This window comes from Umezawaea tangerina, from assembly GCF_003002815.1.
Taxonomy (GTDB): Bacteria; Actinomycetota; Actinomycetes; order Mycobacteriales; family Pseudonocardiaceae; genus Umezawaea; species Umezawaea tangerina.
Map to the genome: position 1 here is coordinate 819166 of NZ_PVTF01000002.1, position 20788 is coordinate 839953.

Annotated in this window: 17 protein-coding genes; 8 read left to right on the forward strand and 9 right to left on the reverse strand. The window is 71.4% G+C overall.

The annotated features are described in order from the left end of the window. Positions 1–118: 118 nt before the first annotated feature. Entirely contained in the window at positions 119–1414 is a 1296-nt protein-coding gene (locus CLV43_RS09695; RefSeq protein ID WP_106186698.1) for an MFS transporter, read from the forward strand. A 470-nt stretch (positions 1415–1884) separates the two neighbouring features. Here CLV43_RS09695 and CLV43_RS09700 read toward each other — a convergent pair whose 3' ends face one another. From CLV43_RS09700 to CLV43_RS09715, 4 genes are read right to left on the reverse strand one after another with little or no spacing between them, the layout of a single operon-like run. Continuing rightward, on the reverse strand, positions 1885–3249 hold the full coding sequence (locus tag CLV43_RS09700) for a cation:proton antiporter (RefSeq protein WP_245886235.1): 1365 nt from the start codon (positions 3247–3249) through the stop codon (positions 1885–1887). After that, positions 3246–4637: a cytochrome P450 gene (locus CLV43_RS09705; protein ID WP_211304292.1), complete on the reverse strand. Its 1392-nt coding sequence runs from the start codon at positions 4635–4637 to the stop codon at positions 3246–3248. Before CLV43_RS09705 ends, CLV43_RS09700 begins: the two co-directional genes overlap by 4 nt. Further along, positions 4634–5710: an alpha-hydroxy acid oxidase gene (locus tag CLV43_RS09710; protein WP_106186699.1), complete on the reverse strand. Its 1077-nt coding sequence runs from the start codon at positions 5708–5710 to the stop codon at positions 4634–4636. Before CLV43_RS09710 ends, CLV43_RS09705 begins: the two co-directional genes overlap by 4 nt. Further along, on the reverse strand, positions 5707–7290 hold the full coding sequence (locus CLV43_RS09715; protein WP_106186700.1) for an NAD(P)-binding domain-containing protein: 1584 nt from the start codon (positions 7288–7290) through the stop codon (positions 5707–5709). Before CLV43_RS09715 ends, CLV43_RS09710 begins: the two co-directional genes overlap by 4 nt. A 240-nt stretch (positions 7291–7530) precedes the next feature. On the opposite strand from CLV43_RS09715, the gene CLV43_RS09720 reads away from it, so the two are divergent. Then, positions 7531–9069, forward strand: coding sequence for a class I adenylate-forming enzyme family protein (locus CLV43_RS09720; protein ID WP_245886236.1), 1539 nt, complete (start codon positions 7531–7533; stop codon positions 9067–9069). A 188-nt stretch (positions 9070–9257) separates the two neighbouring features. Here CLV43_RS09720 and CLV43_RS09725 read toward each other — a convergent pair whose 3' ends face one another. Beyond that, positions 9258–9743: an FAD binding domain-containing protein gene (locus CLV43_RS09725; RefSeq protein ID WP_425445734.1), complete on the reverse strand. Its 486-nt coding sequence runs from the start codon at positions 9741–9743 to the stop codon at positions 9258–9260. 136 nt (positions 9744–9879) lie between these two features. Continuing rightward, the gene (locus tag CLV43_RS09730; protein WP_106186701.1) at positions 9880–10665 is read right to left on the reverse strand and encodes an AfsR/SARP family transcriptional regulator; all 786 of its coding nucleotides are present in this window, start codon (positions 10663–10665) and stop codon (positions 9880–9882) included. Positions 10666–10888: 223 nt separating this feature from the next. Between CLV43_RS09730 and CLV43_RS47695 the strand changes: the two genes are divergently transcribed. Genes CLV43_RS47695 through CLV43_RS09745 form a run of 4 tightly spaced genes read left to right on the forward strand, consistent with a single transcriptional unit; the run spans position 10889 to position 16354 of the window. Next, positions 10889–11047 carry a hypothetical protein gene (locus CLV43_RS47695; protein ID WP_170155768.1) on the forward strand — a complete coding sequence of 53 codons (159 nt, stop codon included), beginning with the start codon at positions 10889–10891 and terminating at the stop codon, positions 11045–11047. 13 nt (positions 11048–11060) lie between these two features. Beyond that, the gene (locus CLV43_RS09735) at positions 11061–13298 is read left to right on the forward strand and encodes a TOMM precursor leader peptide-binding protein (protein WP_245886237.1); all 2238 of its coding nucleotides are present in this window, start codon (positions 11061–11063) and stop codon (positions 13296–13298) included. Between the two features lie 45 nt (positions 13299–13343). Next, the gene (locus CLV43_RS09740; protein ID WP_106186703.1) at positions 13344–14015 is read left to right on the forward strand and encodes a hypothetical protein; all 672 of its coding nucleotides are present in this window, start codon (positions 13344–13346) and stop codon (positions 14013–14015) included. 47 nt (positions 14016–14062) lie between these two features. Further along, entirely contained in the window at positions 14063–16354 is a 2292-nt protein-coding gene (locus CLV43_RS09745; RefSeq protein WP_170155769.1) for a sensor histidine kinase, read from the forward strand. A 315-nt stretch (positions 16355–16669) separates the two neighbouring features. Here CLV43_RS09745 and CLV43_RS09750 read toward each other — a convergent pair whose 3' ends face one another. Both CLV43_RS09750 and CLV43_RS09755 read right to left on the reverse strand, forming a co-directional pair. Then, on the reverse strand, positions 16670–17275 hold the full coding sequence (locus CLV43_RS09750; protein WP_106186705.1) for a response regulator transcription factor: 606 nt from the start codon (positions 17273–17275) through the stop codon (positions 16670–16672). 68 nt (positions 17276–17343) lie between these two features. Beyond that, on the reverse strand, positions 17344–18126 hold the full coding sequence (locus CLV43_RS09755; protein WP_106186706.1) for an AfsR/SARP family transcriptional regulator: 783 nt from the start codon (positions 18124–18126) through the stop codon (positions 17344–17346). 408 nt (positions 18127–18534) lie between these two features. Between CLV43_RS09755 and CLV43_RS09760 the strand changes: the two genes are divergently transcribed. Further along, positions 18535–19590 (forward strand): sensor histidine kinase, encoded by a 1056-nt coding sequence (locus tag CLV43_RS09760; RefSeq protein WP_170155770.1) that lies wholly within the window; start codon positions 18535–18537, stop codon positions 19588–19590. A gap of 15 nt (positions 19591–19605) precedes the next feature. Here the strand turns inward: CLV43_RS09760 and CLV43_RS09765 are convergent, their stop codons facing one another. Further along, on the reverse strand, positions 19606–20211 hold the full coding sequence (locus CLV43_RS09765) for a response regulator transcription factor (protein ID WP_106186708.1): 606 nt from the start codon (positions 20209–20211) through the stop codon (positions 19606–19608). Between the two features lie 267 nt (positions 20212–20478). Between CLV43_RS09765 and CLV43_RS09770 the strand changes: the two genes are divergently transcribed. Beyond that, positions 20479–20772, forward strand: a complete 294-nt coding sequence (locus tag CLV43_RS09770; RefSeq protein ID WP_106186709.1) for a chorismate mutase — start codon at positions 20479–20481, stop codon at positions 20770–20772. Positions 20773–20788 lie beyond the last annotated feature (16 nt).

Genomic DNA, 20788 nt, shown 5'->3' on the forward strand with positions numbered 1-20788 from the left:
CTTCCGGCCACACGGCCGCGAAGCGCCGCCCGGCGCGGGGTCCTCGGTGATCGAATGGTCGTCGGGGGTCCCGTGACGCCCCCGCCCGACCCGCGCCAGCCCCGAGGAGACCGCGATCATGTGCGCCGCGTGCGGAGTTCCCGCCCACGTCCCCGAGCCGGGAGTGGTCGCCGACCCCGTCCCCGCGCCCACCGGACCGCGGAAGTTCGCCGCGCTGCGGAACCGCGACTGCAGGCCGTACCTGTTCGGCGCGGGCCTGGCGATGATGGCGGACAACATCGAGCACGTGATCACGTACTGGGTGCTGTGGGAGAAGTTCCACTCCCCCGCGCTCAGCGGGTTCCAGGTGATCAGCCACTGGCTGCCGTTCCTGTTCCTCTCCGTCTACTTCGGATCGCTGGCCGACCGCTTCGACTGCCGCAGGCTCATCCAGGCCGCGCAGGTGCTGTTCATGGCCGTCTCCGCGGCGTGGGGCGTCCTGTTCCTCACCGGCACGCTCCAGGTCTGGCACGCGTGCGTCCTGCTGGTGCTGCACGGCTGCGCGGGCGCGCTCTGGGGGCCCGGTGAGCAGCTGCTGCTGCACGACTTCGTCGAACCCGACGAGCTGCCCAGCGCGGTCCGGCTCAACGCCACGTTCCGCAGCCTCGGTGTCCTCTTCGGACCCGTGGTCGGCTCCGCGCTGCTGCTGGGGCTGGGGCCGATCGGCGGCATCTTCGCGAACATCGCGTTCTACCTGCCGCTGACGCTGTTCCTGTTCCGCACGAAGTTCACCGGCCACATCCGCAACGAGGGCGTGAAACGGGCCCGGCTCGGCGTCGTCGACTCGTTGCGCGTGTTCCGCGACGTCCGCTCCAACCGCACCCTGGTGAGCATGATCGTCCTGGCGGGCCTCGGCTCGTTCTTCGTCGGCGCCTCCCTCCAGTCCTCCATGCCGATCTTCGCCCACGACCTCGGCACCGGCGGCGCGGGCCTCACCTACGGCGTCCTCCTGTTCGCCAACGGCGTCGGCGGCGTGGTCGGCGGCATCCTGCTGGAGGCCACCGGCCGCATCAAACCCAACGTCCTCGCCGCCGTCGTCAGCACCGGCGTCTACGGCCTGACCAGCCTCTTCTTCGCCTTCACCACCAGCTACCCGATCGCACTGCTCATGCTGCTCGCGGGCGGCATCGCCAACATGGCCTCCATGTCCATCGGCCAGACCGTCGTCCAACTCCTCGCCCCACCAGCCGACCGCGGCCGCGTCATCGGCCTCTACGGCATGTCCTCCGGCGGCCTCCGCGCAGGCAGCGGCTTCACCGTCGGCCTGCTCGGCGCCGCCACCGGCGTCCACTGGTCCCTCGGCCTCAGCGCCATCGCCCTCTGCCTCGGCACCGCCTTCGCCGGCTACTACGCCCTGCGGCCGCAACCGGCGTGATCCGCTGACCGGTCAGGCCTCGGTGTGTGCCACCGCGTCCGGACCGCTCAAGTAGCAGCGCACGCCCACGCCCCGCACAAAGGCGGATCGGCGGCGGACACAGCCACCTCACCACCTCCAGCAGCTGATGGCCAGGAACCCCTGGGAGGCCCGCCACCCAGCCCGAACGAGACCATCGCAGACCGGGGCTGGACGGCGGACTCACACCGTTGGCGACTCGGCCTGAGCGTCATCACCTTCGACCTCAGCACGCCCTCCGCCCACAGCCGACCTAAGCTGCCATCCGCTCAGGCGTCGGTGTGTGCCAACGCGCGTGACCGATCGAGTCTCAGCGCGCGCACCTGCCCGCCCCGGACGGAAGCGCAGCGCACTAGACGGCCATGGCACCGGCCCGCTCCCGTCGACCCGGCACCAGCCCTCATCTCACCCATGACGGCCACTGTCAGTAGAAACCCACCGCCCCAAGCCGCTCACCGCACCTCGTCCGCCGCGGGCGCGGAAACCTCCGCCGGTACGGAAACCTCCACCGGCGTGGGCACCTCCGCCAGCACGGGCACCTCCACCGGCACAGCAACCCCCACCGACTCCCCCACCACGACCCGCTCGCGGTTGCGGTCGCGGCGGTCCCAGAAGCTCAGCAACGGGGTAGCCATCACGGTGGTCACCAAAGCCACCACGACGAGCACGCTGAACAGCTCCTTGGTCACGATCCCCGCGGCCAGGCCGACGTTGATCGCGATGAGCTGCATCAACCCCCTGGCGTTCATGAGCGTCCCCACCCGCAACGCCACGGCCTGCGGTTCCCCCGCGAGGCGGGCGGCGAGCCAGCAGGCGCCGAACTTGCCGAGGACGGCGGCGAGGACGCAGGCGAGGGCGAACAGGAGCAGGGCGGGGTGGACCAGGAGGCCGAAGTCGGTGTTGAGGCCGGAGTAGGTGAAGAACAGCGGCAGGAACACCAGGTTGATGGGGTTGACGGTGGCGACCGCCTTGTCCACGGCGGCCGAGCGCGGGAACACGACGCCGAGGGCGAAGGCGCCGAACACCGCGTACAGGCCGATCACATCGGTGTACCAGCAGGCCATGAAGAGCATGACGACGACCATCAGCAGCAGGTGGTCGGGGCTGAGCCGGGCGGTCACGGCGCCGATGCGCTCGCGGCCGCGGACCAGCAGCGCCAAGCCGAGGACCAGTACGACGGCGCCGCCCGCGGTGATCGCGAACGGGCCCGCGGTACCCGCGGCGATGCTCAGCACGCCGGCGAGCAGCACCCACGCAACGGCGTCGTCCAACGCCCCCGAGGCCAGCGAGATCGACCCGAACCGGCTGTCGGTCAGGCCGCGCTCGGTGATGATCCTGGCCAGCATGGGGAACGCCGTGATCGACAGCGTGACGCCCACGAACAGCACCGACACCAGCACCGACACGTCCGGCACGAACACGTCGACCACGTTGTAGGCCAGCAGGCTCAGCCCGATCCCGAGCAGCATCGGGGCGAGCACCCCGGCGGCGGAGATCAGCGCGGCGGGCCGGGCGACGCGGCGGACGCGGTCGACGCGGAACTCGTAGCCGGCCTGGAACATGAACACCACCAGCCCGATCTGGCCCACGACGTAGAGGACCGGGCGGAGCTGCTGGGGGAAGACCGCCGCCTCGACGCCCGGCGCGACCAGGCCGAGCACCGACGGGCCGAGGACGACACCGGCGACCATCTCGCCGACGACCGGTGGCTGGCCGACCGAGCGGAGCAGCCTGCCCACGAGTCGGCACGTCACGAGGATCACGGCGACGGCGAGGAAGAACGCGGGCGCCAGCTGGGTGTTGGACAAGGTCGTCACGCCCTTCGGGTCGGGTGGGCCGGGCAGACCTGCGGCGGCTCGGCGTCCTGCGCGTCGAAGTAGGTCCCGGCGAGCCGGGCGCGCCGGGCGTCGAGCACCATCCAGGTGCCCAGTCCCAGTTGCAGGAGGCTGCGCCAGAGGTCCTCCCACCGGTCCCGCGCCCGCAGGAACCCGCGCACCAGCAGGACGTGGTGGGCGGGCAGCGGGTCGTCGCGGCGGACCAGCAGGCACGGGGCGGCGTGCGGGATGGACCGGGTGTGCGAGACGGTGGAGTCGAGCGTGAAACGGGCCAGCACCTCGCGGACGGCGGCCCGCATCACCAGCGGGGACAGCCGCCACGCGGGGCACGGCCGGTTGGCCGCGACGCCGAACGGGATGTGGTGGGCCGCGCGGGCCGACATCCGCTCCCACCGGGAGGGGTCGAACACCTCCGGGTCGGCGTACCCGGTGGCGTGGTAGTCGGGATAGCTGAAGCACAGCACCGACCCCGACGGCAGCGTGGTGCGCTCGTCGACCTCGATGTCGGCGGTGGTGATCCGGTGCGCGATGCCGAACAGCGGGTACATCCGGAAGGTCTCGTCCAGCACGTGGCCCAGGTACCGGTCGTCGTCGGGGTCCGCGGCGACGCGCTCCTGCACGTCGTGGTGCCGCGCCAGCGCGAGCAGCACGTGCGCCATCGCCTCGGACATCTGCACGACACCGGTGTTGAAGAACGTGCCCTGGAGGTAGTGCACCCGCTCCTGGAGCGTCAGGCTCGACGGCAGCTCGTGCGCCACCTCCCCCGCGCGCACCCGGCGTTCGAGGTAGCGGGTCAGCCGCGCCCGGCGGGCGAGGTGCCGGGGTCCGGTGCACTTCAACGAGGTCACCACGTCGCGGGCGTGACCGACGATGAGCCGCCGGGCCTCGGGCGGGCACGGTTCCCGGAACACCAGGCCGTACAGGAACTCCGCCCACACCGGCATCATCAGGTCCCGCAACCGCACCAGGGCGGCCCGCCCGGCCACCAGCTCGTCGAGCACGGACGCGGTGCGGCGGGCCGCGGCGGCGGACAGCTCGGCGCTGGGCCCGGACAGGATGCGCAGCGTGCAGCGCGCGACGTCGTCGTAGCGCGGCCCGGCCTCCAGGTGCTCCTGGTGGACCTCGGGTCCTGGTGAGAGCCAGTACCAGAACAGGTCCGACAGGCCCGCGCCCCGGCTGCGGCCGTTCGCGGCGGGGTGGGAGTAGATCTCCTCGAACCGGTCGGCGCCGACCAGGTCGTTGGGGAACGTCATGGCGCTGTCGCCGTTGACGCGCGCGAACACCTTGCCGCGCAAGGCGACCACCCGGTTCGGCAGCCAGTACGGCGTGGACAGCACGGCGCACGCGACGGCCACCTTGGCGACGCTCACCACGGCGTCCCCCTGGTGACGACGAGGTCGCGGGTCAGGTCGGCGAGGTCCCGGCCGCCGCACAGCGCCAGCGCGTGGTCGAACTCGTCGCGCAGCAGGTCCAGCACCTGCCGCACGCCCTGCTCGCCGTCCGCCGCCAGGCCCCACAGCACGGGGCGGCCGACGCCGACCGCCGTGGCGCCGAGCGCGAGGGCGAGCGCGACGTCGCTGCCGCGCCGCACGCCGCCGTCGAGCAGCACCGGGATCGCGCCGTCGACGGCGGCGGCCACCCGCGGCAGCGCGTCGAGGGCGGCGGGGACGGCGTCGAACTGGCGGCCGCCGTGGTTGGAGACGACGACCCCGTCGAGTCCGCGGTCGACGGCGAGCCGGGCGTCCTCGGGGTGGAGCACTCCCTTGAGGAGCACGGGCAACGCCGTCGAGGCGCGCACGCGGTCGAGGTCCTCCCAGGACAGGGCGGCCGACATCTCGATGTCGCGGGTCCCGCCCGGCGGTCCGCCCGGCAGGTCGCGCATGTTCTCCGCGGCGAACCCCTCGGGCAGGTCGTCGAAGCCGTTGCGGACGTCGCGTTCGCGGCGGCCGAACACCGGCGAGTCCGCGGTGACGACGAGCGCCGTGCACCCGGCGTCCTCGGCCCGGCGCACCAGGCACCGGGTGACCTCGGGGTCGGGCTGCAGGTACAGCTGGAACCAGACCGCGGCGGCCGGGTCGACCGACCTGGCCGCCGCCACGACGGCGCCGACCGCGACCGTGGAGGCCATGCTGGACACCAGCACCGTGCCCGCGGCGGCGGTCGCCCTGGCCGTGGCCAGCTCGCCGTCGGGATGCGCGAGGCGGTGGAACGCGGTGGGCGCCACGACGACCGGCATCGACGCGCGGGCGCCGGGCAGGGCCACCGCGAGGTCGCGGACCGGGGTGCCGCGCAGGATCCGGGGCAGCAGCGCGAGCCGCCCGAACGCGCGCTCGTTCTCCCCCAGCACGACCTCGTCGGCGGCGCCGCCCGCGAAGTAGTCGTAGTGCACCGGGTCCAGCAGGGCGCGGGCCCGGTCGTGCAGGTCGGACAGACCGGGACTCACGGTGCGCCCGCCGCGGCCCGTTCCAGGTGCGCGCGCAGGAACTCGCGCAGCGGGGCGCGGTGCACGGCCTCGCTGTCCCACTCGTTCTCGAGGTTCTCGGTGATGTGGTGCTCGGCCACCAGCTCCCCGCCCCGGTACCAGCGCACGACCGGGTGCAGGTAGCGCCCGTCCAGGCCGCTGGTGTCCTGCTGGGAGTTCCGCCCGGCCGAGATGTCGAACGGGTTGACCAGGTCGTGGTCCTCGCCGTACTCCAGGGTGGTCGTCAGGTAGGCCTCGACGTCGCCGAGCTCGCCCTTCGCGGCGGCGACCTTGAGGTGCGCCACCGGGACCTCCTCGGCGTAGCGCACCGAACCGTCCGCGCCGACCAGGACCGCGTCGCACAGGAACCCGAACAGCTGCCACAGCGCGGAGCTGCGGTTGACCCGCTCGACCACCGCGTCGGCGACGGCCTCGGCGGTCGGGGCCAGCTCGCGGGTGGGCCACGCGACGCCGTGGTGGCGCTGCTCCAGGATGCGGTGCAGGGCGCGCACGCCGTAGCGGAAACCGTGGATGAAACCGCTGGTCGACTTCTTGAAGTCGCGCACCTGGGTGATGGTCCCCGCGAAATGCAGACCTGGGACGTTCACCGATTCCCAGGCCTCCGTCTGAGCCGGGAACCGGTCCTTGATGGTCAATTCAGGTCGGCATTCAGGCGCGAAGAGGGAGGCGTCGAACCTGAACCCGGTCGCCAGGATCACCCGGTCGTAGCGAATTTCCTTGACGACCTCGTCGACTCGGGCGAATGCCACCCGGACGAGGAAACTTTCCCCATCGGATCGAATACTGAGAATGCGCCCGTCGAGCAGCGCGTTCTGCGATTTGAGCTGATAGGTGTCCAGGAAGTTGTTGTTGACCGCGCGCAGGTGGCCCACGAAGTGCGTCTGCCACGCCAGCCGCAGCGAGCCGGGTCCGGCGACGTGGATGACGGCCGCGGTCTCGATCAGGTTGTCCGCGGTCTCGAACGCGGAGTTGCCGCGTCCGACGATGAGCACCCGCTGGTTCGTGAAGTCCTCCGGGTCGACCGGGGTGTCGCGGTAGAGCTCGGCCAGCTCGGCGCCCTCGATGTCCGGTACGTACGGCAGCGAGACGCCGGTCGCCATGATCACGCGCTTGGCCCGGTAGGTGTTCCCGTCCTGGTCACGGGCCACGAAGTCGTCCGGTCGGGCGATCTCGACGATCCGCGTGCCGTAGCGGACCGCCAGGTCGTGGGCGGTCGCGAAGTCGGCCAGGTAGCGGACCATGTCCTCGGCCGCCGGGAAGTAGCGGGGCGTGTAGCCGGTGAACAGCGGCGCGCCCTCCTCCGACAGCAGCGAGTTCCAGTCGGTGCGCAGCCGCAGCTCCGGGTCGTCCCAGCCGGTGTGCACCTTGTTGATGGAGATCAACTTCCGGTGCCGGGGGAAGCGGGTGAAGAAAGTGCCCGGAGAATCCCCCGATTCGACCACCAGGTAGCTGCGGCCTGCACGGGCGAGGTAATAGGCCGCTTGCAGACCGGCCGGTCCAGCGCCCACCACGAGGTAATCGACCGACTCTTCGCCTGGCACCAGTTTCTCCGATCCCCGATCCGTGGAGCTGACGTGGTTGAGGTTTAAAGCAAACCCCCTTATTTGGCAAGTGTGGTCCAGATCACAGCCATTCGGAGGACGCAAGAAGAATGGCAAGAAGATAAGGAACTAGACCGAACGGAGTGATTTCCTGTCGAGTTCCTGTCGGTTCACACCGAGGCCACCGCCCACTGGTAGGGAGTGCCCACGACGACGGCACCGGCACGAGCGGAGATCGACGTGGGCATCCCGACCGATGACGTGTTCCCCAGGGCGCTGCTCGAGTCGCTCGACCGGGATCCCGAAGGGATCGCGTTCGAGCACGGCTCGCGCACGACGACCCGCGGCGAGCTGCTCGACCTGGTCGGCCGGTACACCGGAGGGCTTCGGGCGGCCGGTCTCGGTCCCGGTCGCGGGGTCGCGATCGGGACCGCCGTCACGCCGGAGGGGTTCGCCGTCTTCCTGGCCGCCTACGCGATGGGCTGCCGCGTCGTCGGCGTGCGCCCCGGCCTCACCGCGGCCCAGCTGCCGCACGTCGTGGGCGACGTGGACGCGCTGGTGGTCGACGACGCGGTCGGGACACCCGGCCTGCTGGCCGCGGCGGGTTCCGCCACCGTGCTCCGCCTCGGCCCCGAGCTGGAAGGCACGCCGGAAAGGCCCGTGGCGCGGGGGAACCCGGACGACGTCGCCGTGGTGACGTTCACCAGCGGCAGCACCGGCGCCCCGAAGGGCGTCGCCATCACCTACGCCGCCATGAGCGCGAAGTGGTGGCACCGGCCGCTCACCGACCCGCGGGCGCAGGAGCTCGCCGCGGGGTACGGGCGGTTCCTGCTGTTCGGCACGCTGACCAGCGTGGTGATGCAGGAGCACCTGCACGTCTGCCTGATGTCCGGTGGCACCGCGGTGATCCCCCAGGGCCTGCCCGAGTTCCCTCGGGTCATCCCGGAGCTGCGGGTCACCGCGTGCCTGCTGACGGTCGCGCGGCTGCACCACGTGCTCGACGTGCTGCGCGACCGGCCCGTCGACCTGGGCACCCTGCGCGTGCTGATCGTGTCCGGCTCACCCGTCACCCCGCACCGGATGGCCGAGGCGTTCGAGCGGATCGGCCCCGCCGTGCGGCAGGGCTACGGCCAGACCGAGATCGGCCTCATCTCCATGCTCGTCGCCGACGACGTAGCCGGGTGGCCCGGCGCGCTCGGCTCGGTGGGACGCCCGTGGGCGGGCATCGAGCTGGAGGTCCGCGACGCCGACGACAACCCGGTGCCCACCGGGGTGGTCGGCGAGATCTGGGTCCGCACCGCGTACGCGCTGAAGGGCTACTGGCGCGACGAGGAGCAGACCGCCGACCTCGTGCGCGACGGCTGGGTCCGCACCCGCGACCTCGGCACCCTCGACGAGCGCGGCTTCCTGCACCTCACCGGCCGGGCCCGCGACGTGATCATAGTCAACGCGATCATCCACTACGCCGGTCCGATCGAGCAGGCCCTCGCCGCCCACCCGGACGTCGACCAGGCCTACGTCGTCGGCGCGCCCGACGAACGCACCGGCGAGGCCGCGCACGCGTTCGTGGTGCGCGCGGGCGACCGCGACCCCGACCCCGACGACCTCCGCGCCCTCGTCACCACCGCCCTCGGCCCCGCGGCCGTCCCGGCCACCATCACCGTCGTCCCCGGCGTCCCGATGGCCCCCAGCGGCAAACCCGACAAGCGCGCCCTCCTCGCCACCCTGCCCACCGGCGTCTTCCTCAGCACCTCCGCCCGCCGCGCGAACGGCCGTTAGAAATTCCTCCGGGCACCGGGAACATCCCGACGCCCCAGGCGTTGTACCGAGTGCCGCACTGGTCAGGACCCCCGGGCCTCACCCAACGCCACCACGAGTGGCCACACGCCGAGAGGCGTCTACCAGTGCGGTGCACGACACGACAGGGCTGGCGGGAGCGGCGACTCCCACCAGCCCTGTCCCCGTTGTCAGGTCAGGAAGTGGTCGACCGTCAGCGGTAGCCTGCGCACCCGGATGCCGGTGGTGTGGTGGGCGGCGTTGGCGATAGTGGCGGCCGTGCCGCGGGCGAGCGACACCTTGGACCCGTTGTTGGACAACAGACGCGCCGCGGCCAGCTCCAGCTCGGCGGCGCGGCGGAACGCCTCCTCCGTGGCAGGACCGCCCAGCAGCTCCGCCTCGGCGATCGGCGCCCGCCAGGGTTTGTGCGTCACTCCCCCGAGCGCGATCCGCACGTCCCGCACCACCCCGTCCTCGACCCGCAGCGCCGCAGCGACGGACACGAGCGCGAAGGCGAACGAGGCCCGGTCGCAGATCTTCCGGTACAGCGAAAGGGTTCCGCGCGGCGGCAGCTCCGGCTCCGCGACGCCGAGCTTCATCCGGTCCACCAGGTTCGTGCCACCCGCCGGGAAGGCCACCGACCGGCGCGAGGTAGCCGTGGCGATCTTACCGTCCACATCGGACAGTCTTTCGCAGTCGAAGGGGATCACCCGGCACAGTCCACGTTCGCAGCGCACGAGGGCTTCGGCGACGGGCCCGACCTGGACCACGGCCGAGGCTTTATTTCGGTCGACACTGAAGCAGTGGTGACTACTACGCCAGCATCTGGCGCAGCGACACGACCTTCGCGCCCTCCAGCTCGATGTCCGCCGTCAGGATCGCCCGTTGCAGATCGGTCAACCGCGTCGACGGCTCCACGCCCAGCTCCTGGATCAGCGTCTGGCGCAGGGAGGTGAACGCGTCCAGCGCCTGCCAGCGCCGTCCGGAGTGGAACAGCGAGATCATGTACTGGGCGCAGAGGTTCTCGTTCATGGGGTGGTTCGCGGTCAGCGCGGTCAGCTCGCTGAGCAGCGTGTGGTGGCGGCCGATGCTCATCTCGGCGTCGATGCGGCTCTCCACGACGCTGAGCCTGCTCTCCTCCAGCCGGGTGACCTCGATGGCCAGCGGTTCGCCGGTGGGCACGTCGACCAGGGCGCGGCCGCGCCAGACGTCGAGCGCGCCGCGGAGCAGCCTGGCCGCGGACTCGTGGTCGCCGGCGTCGCCCGCGCGTCTGCCGGCGCGCGCCAGGCGTTCGAACTCGTGGACGTCGACGGACTCCGGTGGGACGTCCAGTAAGTAGCCGCCGAACCGGGTGGCGAGGAGGTCGTTGGCGTCGTCGCCGAGCAGTCTGCGCAGCTGCATGACGTAGGTCTGCAACGTGGTGCGGGCGCTGCGCGGCGGGCGTTCGCCCCACAGCTCCTCGGCCAGGGTGGCGACCGGGACGACCTGGCCCGCGCGCAGGGCGAGCAGGGCGAACACCTGGCGGGGTTTGGCGGCTGTCGGCAACGCCGACCGGCCCTCGCGCGCGGCCTCCAACGGACCCAGGATCCTGATCTGCATCGCCCTTGCCTCCTCCTGATCGCGGCCCCCGATCTTGGGACAAGTCCATCGCACCGCGCGGGGAAATGGGAGTGCGCTTACCACCAACCCCGCATGAAGTCACCCTGTGCGCGGGGGTGAGAAGTTCATATTCACGCGCATTAGACGGTAACTACCGGCCGGGACGACGGCGGAACAAGAATCGTGGCGAGCGCTTCCTGAACCGCTGACGAGGGAGAGAACAATGACCACCACGCGTTTCCCCGGTACCTCGGACCCCGCCGACGAGACCGAGCTGGTGATCTACGAGTTCGACCGCGCGCCCGGTTCCGGCGGGGTCGACTTCGTCGCGTTCTCCGTGCACTGCCACGGGCCCGTCGACCTCTCCGCCGTCTCCGGCTGAGTCGGTGGGGGCCGTGCGGGAGCGCATCGGGTTCAAACGCCACCTCCGGCCGGAGATCGTCCACGGGGAGGCGGTCTACCTGTTCTCCGAGGCCGGGGTGACCGCGCTGCAGGGGCCCCACGTGGAGCTGCTGGCCGCGTTGCTGGACGGCACGCGGGACCTGCCCGCGCTGCTGCGGGACCTGCCGGGCGAGGTGTCCGCCGACGAGGTCGGCAGGCTGCTGACCAGCCTCGACGCCGCCGGCCTGATCGGCACCCGCACCCGGGACGACGCGGGTGACCAGGCGGCGCTCGCCTACTGGGACGCCGCCGGGCTGGACGCCGCCGCGGCCGTGACCGCCACGCGGACGGCCCCCGTCCGGGTGGTCGCGGTCGGCGGTGCGCGACCGGACGGCGTGGTCGACGCGCTGCGCCGCGCCGGGGTCGAGGTCGCCCCCGACACCTCGACCCCGGCGGCGATGACCGTGGTCGTCTGCGACGACTACCTGGCCCCGGAGCTGGCGGAGGTAGACGAGGAGCAGCGGCGGACCGGCACGCCGTGGCTGGTCCTCAAGCCGACCGGCGCCAGGGTGTGGGTGGGTCCGGTGTTCACGCCGGGCGAGGGCGCGTGCTGGCACTGCCTGGCCTCGCGGCTCGTCGCGAACCGCCCGGCCGAGGCGCACGTGCAGGCCAGGCGTGGTCTGCGGGGCCCGGCGGCCCGGCCCGAGGTCGGGTTGGCGCCGGTCGTCGCCGCGGCGTGCGAGGTCGCCGCGCTGGAGACGGCGAAGTGGCTGGCGGGCCATCGGCACGCGGGGCAGCGGGAGATCTGGGCGTTCGACAGCCTCGACCTGGACGTGGCCCGGCACGACGTGCGGGCCCTGCCGCAGTGCCCCGCCTGCGGCGACGCGGACCTCGTGCGCAGGCGGTCGCTGCGGCCGGTGCGGATCGAGTCGCGGCTCAAGTCCTCGCACGACAGCGGCGGGCACCGGTCGGCGTCGCCGCGCGAGGTGCTGGACCGGCACCGGCACCTGGTGAGCCCGGTGGCCGGGGTCGTGAAGGGCATCTGGCGCGACGAGCGCGGCGACGAGTTCTTCAACTCCTACCGCTCCGGCACCAACACCGCGGCGCACGCTCCCGGCATCGACGGGCTGCGCTCCACGCTGCGGTGCGACAACGGCGGCAAGGGCGTCACGCCGTTGCAGGCCGAGGTCGGCGCGCTGTGCGAGGCGCTGGAGCGCTACAGCGGGAAGTGGCACGGCGACGAGGCCGTGGTGCGCGGCAGCTTCCGGTCGCTGGGCGACGAGGCCGTGCACCCGGACACCTTCCAGCTCTTCCACCCCGGCCAGTTCGACAACCGGGTGACCTGGAACCGGGAGCACGCCCCGTTCCAGCACGTGCCCGAGCCGTTCGACGAGCGCGGCGAGCTGGACTGGACGCCGGTGTGGTCGGTGACGAACCGGTGCCACCGGCTGCTGCCCACCGGGTCCCTCTACTACGGCGCGCCGGCCCCGGCGTCGGTCACCGCGAACTCCAACGGGTGCGCGGCGGGCGCGAGCGTCGAGGACGCGATCCTCCAGGGACTCCTGGAGGTCGTCGAGCGGGACGCGGTGGCGCTGTGGTGGTACAACCGCACCACGATGCCGTCGGTCGACCTGGACGGCATGGCCGACCCGTTCGTCGACCGGCTCCGCGAGGTGTACGCGGGGCTGGGCCGCGAGGTCTGGGTGCTGGACCTGACAGCCGACCTGGACGTGCCGGTGGCCGCCGCGGTGTCGCGGCGGGTCGACGGGCCGCGTGACGACATCATGTTCGGCTTCGGAGCCCATCCCGACCCTCGGGTGGCCGTGCGCCGCGCGTTGACCGAGCTGAACCAGATCGTCCCGCCGGTGCTCCGGCTCGCCGACCGCGACTGGCGCCGGATGGACGTGGACCTGCGCAACTGGCTGCTCGACGCCACCGCGGACAACCAGCCGCACGTGCTCCCCGGCCGGCGGGTGAGCCCGGACGAGCACCACTACACCCCGAGGGAGGACCTGCGCGACGACATCCGCACGATCCAGGCGCGCCTGGAGGCCGAGGGCCTCGAACTGCTCGTGCTCGACCAGACCCGCCCCGACGTCGGTCTGCCCGTGGTCAAGGTCGTGGTGCCGGGCATGCGGCACTTCTGGTCCAGGCTGGCTCCAGGGAGGCTCTACGACGTACCGGTAAGCCTGGGGCGGGTCGAGCGACGTGCCGCGTTCGGCGAACTCAACCCGGTCCCGCTGTTCCTGTGACCGGGGTCGGTCCCACGCGGCTTGGGCAGAGCATGGAGAAGCGCCGTGACATCTCACTTCCCTTCAGGGCGACCGCTGTTCTCGCTGCTGGAGGACACGTTCGTCGGCACCACCGAAGACGGGCGGCTGACCGTTCACGGCCGATGGGGTGTCATCGAGTTGGAGGACTCGAGTCCGCTGGTGCGCGAGGCGCTGCACCGGATGGGCCTCGGTCCGGTGTCGCTGGAGAACATCCCGATGCTGTACGAGGACTTCGCCACGTGGCGGCAGAGCGGGAGGTTGGGGGCGAGGTGGCTGCGGCTCTGGCGGACCCTGGACCTCCTCGGCGGCTGCATGGTGCCGTCGCTGGGGCTGCACGACGGCGCGGGGCCGATCCTGTCCCTGGTCGCCGTCGTGCCGGACGTGGTGTTCCGGTGCCCCCACGTCGGCGTCGAGGACACCATCGACGTGCGGCCGGGAACCACGATCCGGGACGTCGTCGACGACGAGCTGCTGGAGTGCCCCGGACTGCCCTACACGGTGGCGCTGCACCGGCCGCCCGCCACCGGGATCGCTCGCGCCCTGTTGGCTGGTCCGACCACGATCGCGCAGGTCACGGGCGGTCTGGGCGTGCGCGGTGAGGTAGTCTCCGACGTGGTTTCGTACCTGGCGAGCGCGGGTGTCGTGCACGTGGCGGAAACAGGCAAAAACGACAGGACTTCGACAGGGCCCCGGTAGCATCCGCCCTGGCGGCGAAGTCCCGGATTCTTGGCATGGGAGCGGATGTGGCAGCACGCCTCGTCACCGTGTTATCGCCGAGCAGCGGCAGCGAGGACCGAGCGACGGGGCTCGCTCCGCGCATCGCGCTGTTCGTCGTCGCCGTCGTGTTCGCCGCCTTCGTCGTCAACGCCTTCCAGTACGTGGTCGAGGAGGGCGCGACCCCCGCCCGGCTGATCCCCGCTGGTGTCTGCCTCGCCCTGATGATGGTGCTGCAGCTGGGTTTCTTCAGCCGTCCCGGCGCCGCGGTCCGGGGCAGGCTCGGCTACGCCGCGCTGACCGTGCAGGCGCTGCTGACGTTCGTGCCGATGGCGTTCTACGGCGAGGCGTGGACGGGCATGCCGGGGTTCCTGGCGGGCGACGCCCTGCTGGTGCTGCGGCTGACGCCGGGCTGGGTCGCGTTCGCCGCGATCACCGCCGTGACCGGGGTGGTCCAGGCCCGGCTGACCGGGATCCCGCTGGAGATCGCCTACATCGTGAACCTGACCGTCGTGGTCGGGCTCGTCGTGTACGGGCTGTCCCGGCTGCGGCAGCTCGTGCACGAGCTGCAGGAGGCCCGCCGCGAGGTCGCGGGCCTCGCGGTGGCGCGGGAACGGCTGCGGTTCGCCCGCGACCTGCACGACCTGCTCGGGTTCAGCCTGTCCGCGATCACGTTGAAGAGCGAGCTGACCCACCGCCTGGTGCCGCGCCAGCCCAAGCGCGCCGAACAGGAGCTCGGCGAGATCCTGGAGATCTCCCGGCAGGCCCTGTCCGACGTCCGCGAGGTCGCGTCGAGCTACCGTGAGCTGTCCCTGGACGACGAGCTGTCCTCCGCCCGGTCGGTGCTCGCCGCCGCCGAGGTCGTCGTGGACGTGCGGGCCGACGACACCGAGCTGCCGCCGCGGGTCCGCACCGTGCTCGCGACCGTGCTCCGCGAGGGCGTCACGAACCTGTTGCGGCACAGCAAGGCCGAGCACTGCGCCATCACCGTGTCCCGCGCGGGCGGCTCGGTCGACATCGAGGTCGTCAACGACGGCGTGCGCGCCGCCGTGCCCACCGACCACGGCAACGGCATCGGGAACCTCACCCAGCGCGTGCGGGCCCTCGGCGGCACGCTCACCGCCGACGCGGACGACGACCACTACCGGCTGCGCGCCTCCATCCCCCTGGACACCGCCGACGACGATCCCCCCGCCGACCACGAGCAGGCCCGCCGCGGCCCGGAGATGGCCCCGCGGCGCAGCTTCCTCATCACCACCGCGGTCTTCACCGGCTACGCCCTCAACACGTCCGTGTTCGTCTTCGCCGCCCACCTCACCCTGCCGAGCAGGCTCGTGGTGTGGGCCTGCGTCACCGGCTCCCTGGCCCTGATGCTCGGCTTCTTCAGCCGCCCCACCGCCCCCGTCCGCTCACCGCTGGGCGTCCTCGCGCTGCTGCTGCAGGTCGTGCTCACCTACCTGCCGATCGTCCTGTTCCAGAACCCGTTCCTCGGCCTCACCGGCTTCCTCGCGGGCGCCGCCCTGCTCGTCCTGCCCGCCCGCTTCGGCATCCCCGTCTTCCTCGCCGCCGTCGTCAGCGCCGGCGGCGCCCACTGGGTCTTCGGCGGCAACACCATCAACGTCGGCTACGGCTTCCTCGTCACCATCAACCACGGCCTCGTCGTCTTCGGCCTCTCCCGGCTCCGCTCCATGGTCCAGGACCTCCACGACGCCCGCACCGACCTCGCGAACCTCGCCGTCACCAAGGAACGCCTCCGCTTCGCCCGCGACCTCCACGACCTGCTCGGCTACAGCCTGTCCGCCATCACCCTGAAGAGCGAGCTCACCCACCGCGTCGTCTGCCGCGACCCCGAACGCGCCCAGCAGGAGCTGTCCGGCATCCTCGCCATCTCCAGACAGGCCCTCTCCGACGTCCGCGCCGTCGCCTCCAGCTACCGCGAGATGTCCCTCGACGAGGAAACCACCTCCGCCAGATCCCTCCTCGCCGCCGCCAACGTCAACGTCGTCCTCCACCTCGACCCCTGCGACCTCCCCCCGCCCATCCGCACCACCCTCGCCACCGTGCTCCGCGAAGGCGTCACCAACCTCCTTCGCCACAGCAACGCCGAAAACTGCGAAATCACCCTCGCCGTAACCGAAGACCGCCTCACCATGGAGATCACCAACGACGGCCTGCTCACCACCGACCCGGACGACGGCACCGGCAGCGGCATCCACAACCTCACCGCCCGCGTCAAGGACATCGGCGGCACCCTCCAAGCAGGCACCCCCGACGGCACCACCTACCGCCTAAGAGCGGAAATCCCCCTGGCACAGGTGTAAGCCGGCTGACACAACAACGAGCACACCCCCGCCCCGATGGCCGCACCCACCGAGCAAACAGCCCAACCACAACGAAACCGAGCAAGCTCGTCCGCCCGTGCGGCCGACTTGACTTGGGGTTTTTGGGCTTACAATGAGTCGGCGGGCAGGCTCTACCACCTGCCCTTTTTCGCCCGACGAAGCCCAAAAAAGGGGCCCCAAGTCAAGTCGGCCGCACCCGGAGACCGCTGTAGCGACACCCCGTTTGCCCTCGACAGCGACACCAGGTCTACCTCGACAGCGACACCCGGTTGACCCTCGGCAACAACACCCGCCCTACAACCACCCTGCGTCCAACGCGATCCGAATCGCGTCCACCCGGTTCCGCGCATCCAGCTTCGCCACAACAGCCGTCAGGTAGTTCCGCACCGTCCCAGACGACAGCGACAGCAGCCTCGCGATGTCCGGCGCGTCCGTCCCGTCCGCCGCCAACCGCAGCACTTCCAGCTCCCGCTCCGTCAGCGGGCACTCCCCGCGGTCCCACGCCGCCAGCGCCAGCTGGCTGTCCACCACGCGCCGTCCCGCGTTCACGTCCCGGATCGCCGCCGCCAGCTTCGCGGGCGGCGCGTCCTTGAGGATGAACCCGTCCACCCCCGCCGCCAGCGCCCGCCGCAACGTGCCGGGGCGGGCCAGCGTGGTCAGCATCAGGGTGCGCACGGACGGCATCGTGGACCGGATGGTGCCCGCCACGGTCAGCCCGTCCACCACGGGCAGGTCGACGTCGATCACCGCGACGTCGGGGTCGTGACGCCGGACCATCGGCATGATCTGATCACCGGTGTCCACCTCGGCGACGACGACGATGTCCGGTTCGAGGTCGAGTAGAGCGACCAGCGCACCACGGACCATGTGCATGTCCTCGGCGAGCAAAACCCTGATCATCCCGGCCGTTCCCCTCCACCCGTTCCGCACACCCTAGCGTCCGGTGAACCGACCCCCGGACGTCCGCGCTACCCGGCGAGTTGCGGCACCGGGGTGAGGTTCGGGTCCGCTCGGAGGATGGCGCGCTGGAGCCCGCGGAGCCGGTCCGACGGTCCGAGGCCGAGCTCGTCGACGAGCCGGTCGCGCAGGGTCCGGTAGGCCTCCAGGGCGCGCGACGGCCTGCCCGAGCGGTAGAGCGCGAGCATGTGCTGGGCGCAGAAGTTCTCGTGCAGCGGGTGCTGCGCGGTGAGCATGGAGAGGTCGCCGAGCAGCGCCTGGTGCCTGCCGAGCCGGAGGTCCGCGTCGATCTGCGCCTCCAGCGCGCCGAGCCTGCTCTCCTCGAGCCTGGTCACCTCCATGGCGAGCCGGGTACCGGTCGGCACGTCGGACAGCACCGGGCCGCGCCACACCTCCAGCGCCGAGCGCAGCAGCCGTGACGCCGCCTCCAGGTCGCCTTCCTCCAGGGCCCGCTGCCCCTGCCCGGCCAGCCGTTCGTAGTGGGCCACGTCGACGTAGCCGTCGCCCGCGTCCAGCAGGTAGCCGCCGTACCGGGTCACCAGGACGTCCTTCGCGGCGCCCGTGCCCGCCGCCTCGATGCGCCTGCGGATCTGGAGCACGTAGGTCTGCAGCGTGGTCAGCGCGCTGCGCGGGGGCGTCGCGCCCCAGAGCTCCTCGATCAGGGCGGGGACGGTCACCACGTGACCCGCCCGCAGTCCGAGCAGCGCGAGCAGCTGGCGCGGCTTGCCCGCGCTCGGCGTGATGGACGCGCCCTTCTCGGACGCCTCCAGCGGTCCCAGCACCTTGATCTCCATGGAACTCTCCCCAGCGGTGTGACGGCGGAACACCTTTTCCAGCACTGACAGTCCATCCGAGACGGGTGGGTCGGCGCCACGTACCGCGGCACGACCGGGCGGTGAACGGATAACCGCCCGCACGGTGAAACTTTCACACCCGAGGACCGCTGCCGAAAGTAGTCGCGCCGGCGCGTTGCGTGATCACGAACCCCTACAACCGGTCGACGCCCACTAATCGGCGGAACAAATGGGAAACTACTCACAGCTGGACCGATTCAGAGCCTTGACCGGGGCCTCCGTCCCCTGTCGTAGTATTCGCTCAGGCGGTGTGCGGGGGTGGACATGGCGGCATTGACTCATCCACCGGGTGCGGTCAGCGTGTCGGTGCCACCGGCGCGCCGAACGATTCGGTCCGTTGTCGCGATAGTGGGCGCGCTCTCGCTCGTCGAACTCCTGCACGTGCTCTCGCTCGATCCGGGAATTACCCGATCGGCTTTCCTCATCGCGGACACAGCGGTATTGGCCGTCGCGCAGGTGTGCTATTTCAGCAACCCCTCGGCGCGCCGCGGCTTCCCCTTCGGCCACCTCGCGCTCGCCCTCCAGGCGGTTCTGGTCGCCCTGCCCGTGCTCGCCGTGGGGCACACCTGGATCGGCGTGCCGGGCCTGCTCGCGGGCAGCGTCCTGCTCGTGCTGCCGCGCGCCGCGGGCTGGTCGGCGTTCACGGCCGTGGTCGCCGCCGCGACCTGGGCCAGGTTCGCCGCCGAGCACGACGTCTCCGACGCCGCCACCTGCGCCGTCGCCACCGCGATGACCGGGCTGGTCACGCACGGCATGCCCTGGCTCGCGGCCGTCGCCGTGAAGGTCAGCGCCACCAGGGGCGACCTGGCTCGGGCCGCCGTCGCCGAGGAGCGCGTCCGCGTCTCCCGCGACCTGCACGACCTGCTCGGCTACGGCCTGTCCGCCATCAAGCTCAAGAGCGAGCTGACCCACCGGCTGCTCCCCGAGCACCCGGACCGGGCCCGCGAGTCGCTCGCGGAGATCGTGGACATCACCCACCGCACCCTCGTCGACGTCCGGTCGGTCGCCCTGGGCTACCGCCTGCTCTCCGTCGAGGAGGCCTTCCGGTCGGCGGACGCCGTGCTCCGGTCGGCGGGCATCGACGTAGCCATGGAGCTGCACACCGACCCCATCCCGGAACCGGCCGCGACCGTGCTGGCCACCGTGCTCCGGGAGGGCGTCACCAACGTGCTGCGGCACAGCGAGGCCGGGCGCTGCGAGATCACCCTGTGCCGCAAGGAGGACGCGGTCGAGCTGCGCATCGTCAACGACGGCATGCGCGACACCCCGCAGGACCACCACACCGGCAGCGGTGTGCGGAACATGACCGAGCGCGTGCTGGAGATCGGCGGGTCCTTCAGCTCCCACCGCGACGACGACGTGTTCCGGCTGCTCGCGTCCGTCCCGCTGGCACCGCGGGACTGACCTGCGGGAACCCGGCTACAACCAGCCGGCCTTCCGGGCGATCCGCACCGCGTCGATCCGGTTGCGCGCCTCGAGCTTCATGGTCACCGTCGTCAGGTAGTTGCGGATCGTCCCCACCGACAGGTACAGCGACCCCGCGATCTCCATCGCGTCCGCCCCGTCCGCCGCCATCCGGAGGACCTCCAGCTCACGGGGCGTCAGCGGGCACTCGTCCCCGTCCCAGGCCGTCAGCGCGAGCTGCGAGTCGATCACCCTCCGGCCGACCGACACCCCCCGGATCGCGTCCGCGAGCTGGTTGATCGGGGCGTCCTTCAGGATGAACCCGTTGACCCGCGCCGTCAGCGCCCTGCGCAGCGTCCCCGGACGGCCGAGGCTCGTCAGGATCAGCGTCCGGGTGGACGGCGCCACCTCGTGGATCTGCACCGCCGCCGAAAGGCCGTCCATTCCGGGCAGGTCGATGTCCAGCACGGCTACATCCGGTTTGTTCAGGCCTACCGCGGGAATTATTTCGTCACCATTGGCGACCGATGCGACGACTTCCATGTCGGGCTCGAGATTCAACAGCGCGACCAGTGCACCGCGGACCATTTGCACATCCTCGGCGAGCAGCACCCTGATCATCGAGCCTCCTGCACGTCTTGCCCTAAAGAACTTGAGTCTTACACCCGACGACCGAGCCTGCTATGAAATTGCACCGGATGCGGAGTGTACTCCGCCGAATGCCCCAACACCTATAGGAATGATTGATTACCGCAGGTCCCCGACTACACGCTTGCCACTCACGCCTCCCCTCGGGGCATTAGCTCCGCGAAACCGACCGTTCACCCTCCGTCGTCACGGGTCGCGAACGGAGAGCGCACTGAGAGTAGCGGGACCTACTTTCGCCCGATGGAGATTCTGCGTTCTTTCCGAGAGCGGATCGAGAGCCTGGACGAGCAGCTCGCCGTCCTGATCGCCGACCGGCTCGCCGTGTGTTCCGAGGTCGCTCTCGTGAAGAAGGCCGAAGGAATTCCGATGATGCAGCCGGATCGCGTCGCCGCGGTGCGCGCGGCCTACGCCGACCGCGGTCGCGCGCTCGGCGTGTCGCCCGAGTTCATGTCCGAGCTGGCGTCGTTGCTGATCAGCGAGGCGTGCAGGCTGGAGGACGAGATCATCGACGGTCCGGGGGTCCGGACCGGATGAGCCTCTCGAGGTGGAC

Excerpts from the sequence above, each read along its gene's own strand:
- CLV43_RS09695 (WP_106186698.1), top strand. The coding sequence starts at position 119 with ATGTGCGCCGCGTGCGGAGTTCCCGCCCACGTCCCCGAGCCGGGAGTG.
- CLV43_RS09730 (WP_106186701.1), bottom strand. The coding sequence starts at position 10,665 with ATGCAGATCAGGATCCTGGGTCCGTTGGAGGCCGCGCGCGAGGGCCGG.
- CLV43_RS47695 (WP_170155768.1), top strand. The coding sequence starts at position 10,889 with ATGACCACCACGCGTTTCCCCGGTACCTCGGACCCCGCCGACGAGACC.
- CLV43_RS09750 (WP_106186705.1), bottom strand. The coding sequence starts at position 17,275 with ATGATCAGGGTTTTGCTCGCCGAGGACATGCACATGGTCCGTGGTGCG.
- CLV43_RS09755 (WP_106186706.1), bottom strand. The coding sequence starts at position 18,126 with ATGGAGATCAAGGTGCTGGGACCGCTGGAGGCGTCCGAGAAGGGCGCG.
- CLV43_RS09765 (WP_106186708.1), bottom strand. The coding sequence starts at position 20,211 with ATGATCAGGGTGCTGCTCGCCGAGGATGTGCAAATGGTCCGCGGTGCA.
- CLV43_RS09770 (WP_106186709.1), top strand. The coding sequence starts at position 20,479 with ATGGAGATTCTGCGTTCTTTCCGAGAGCGGATCGAGAGCCTGGACGAG.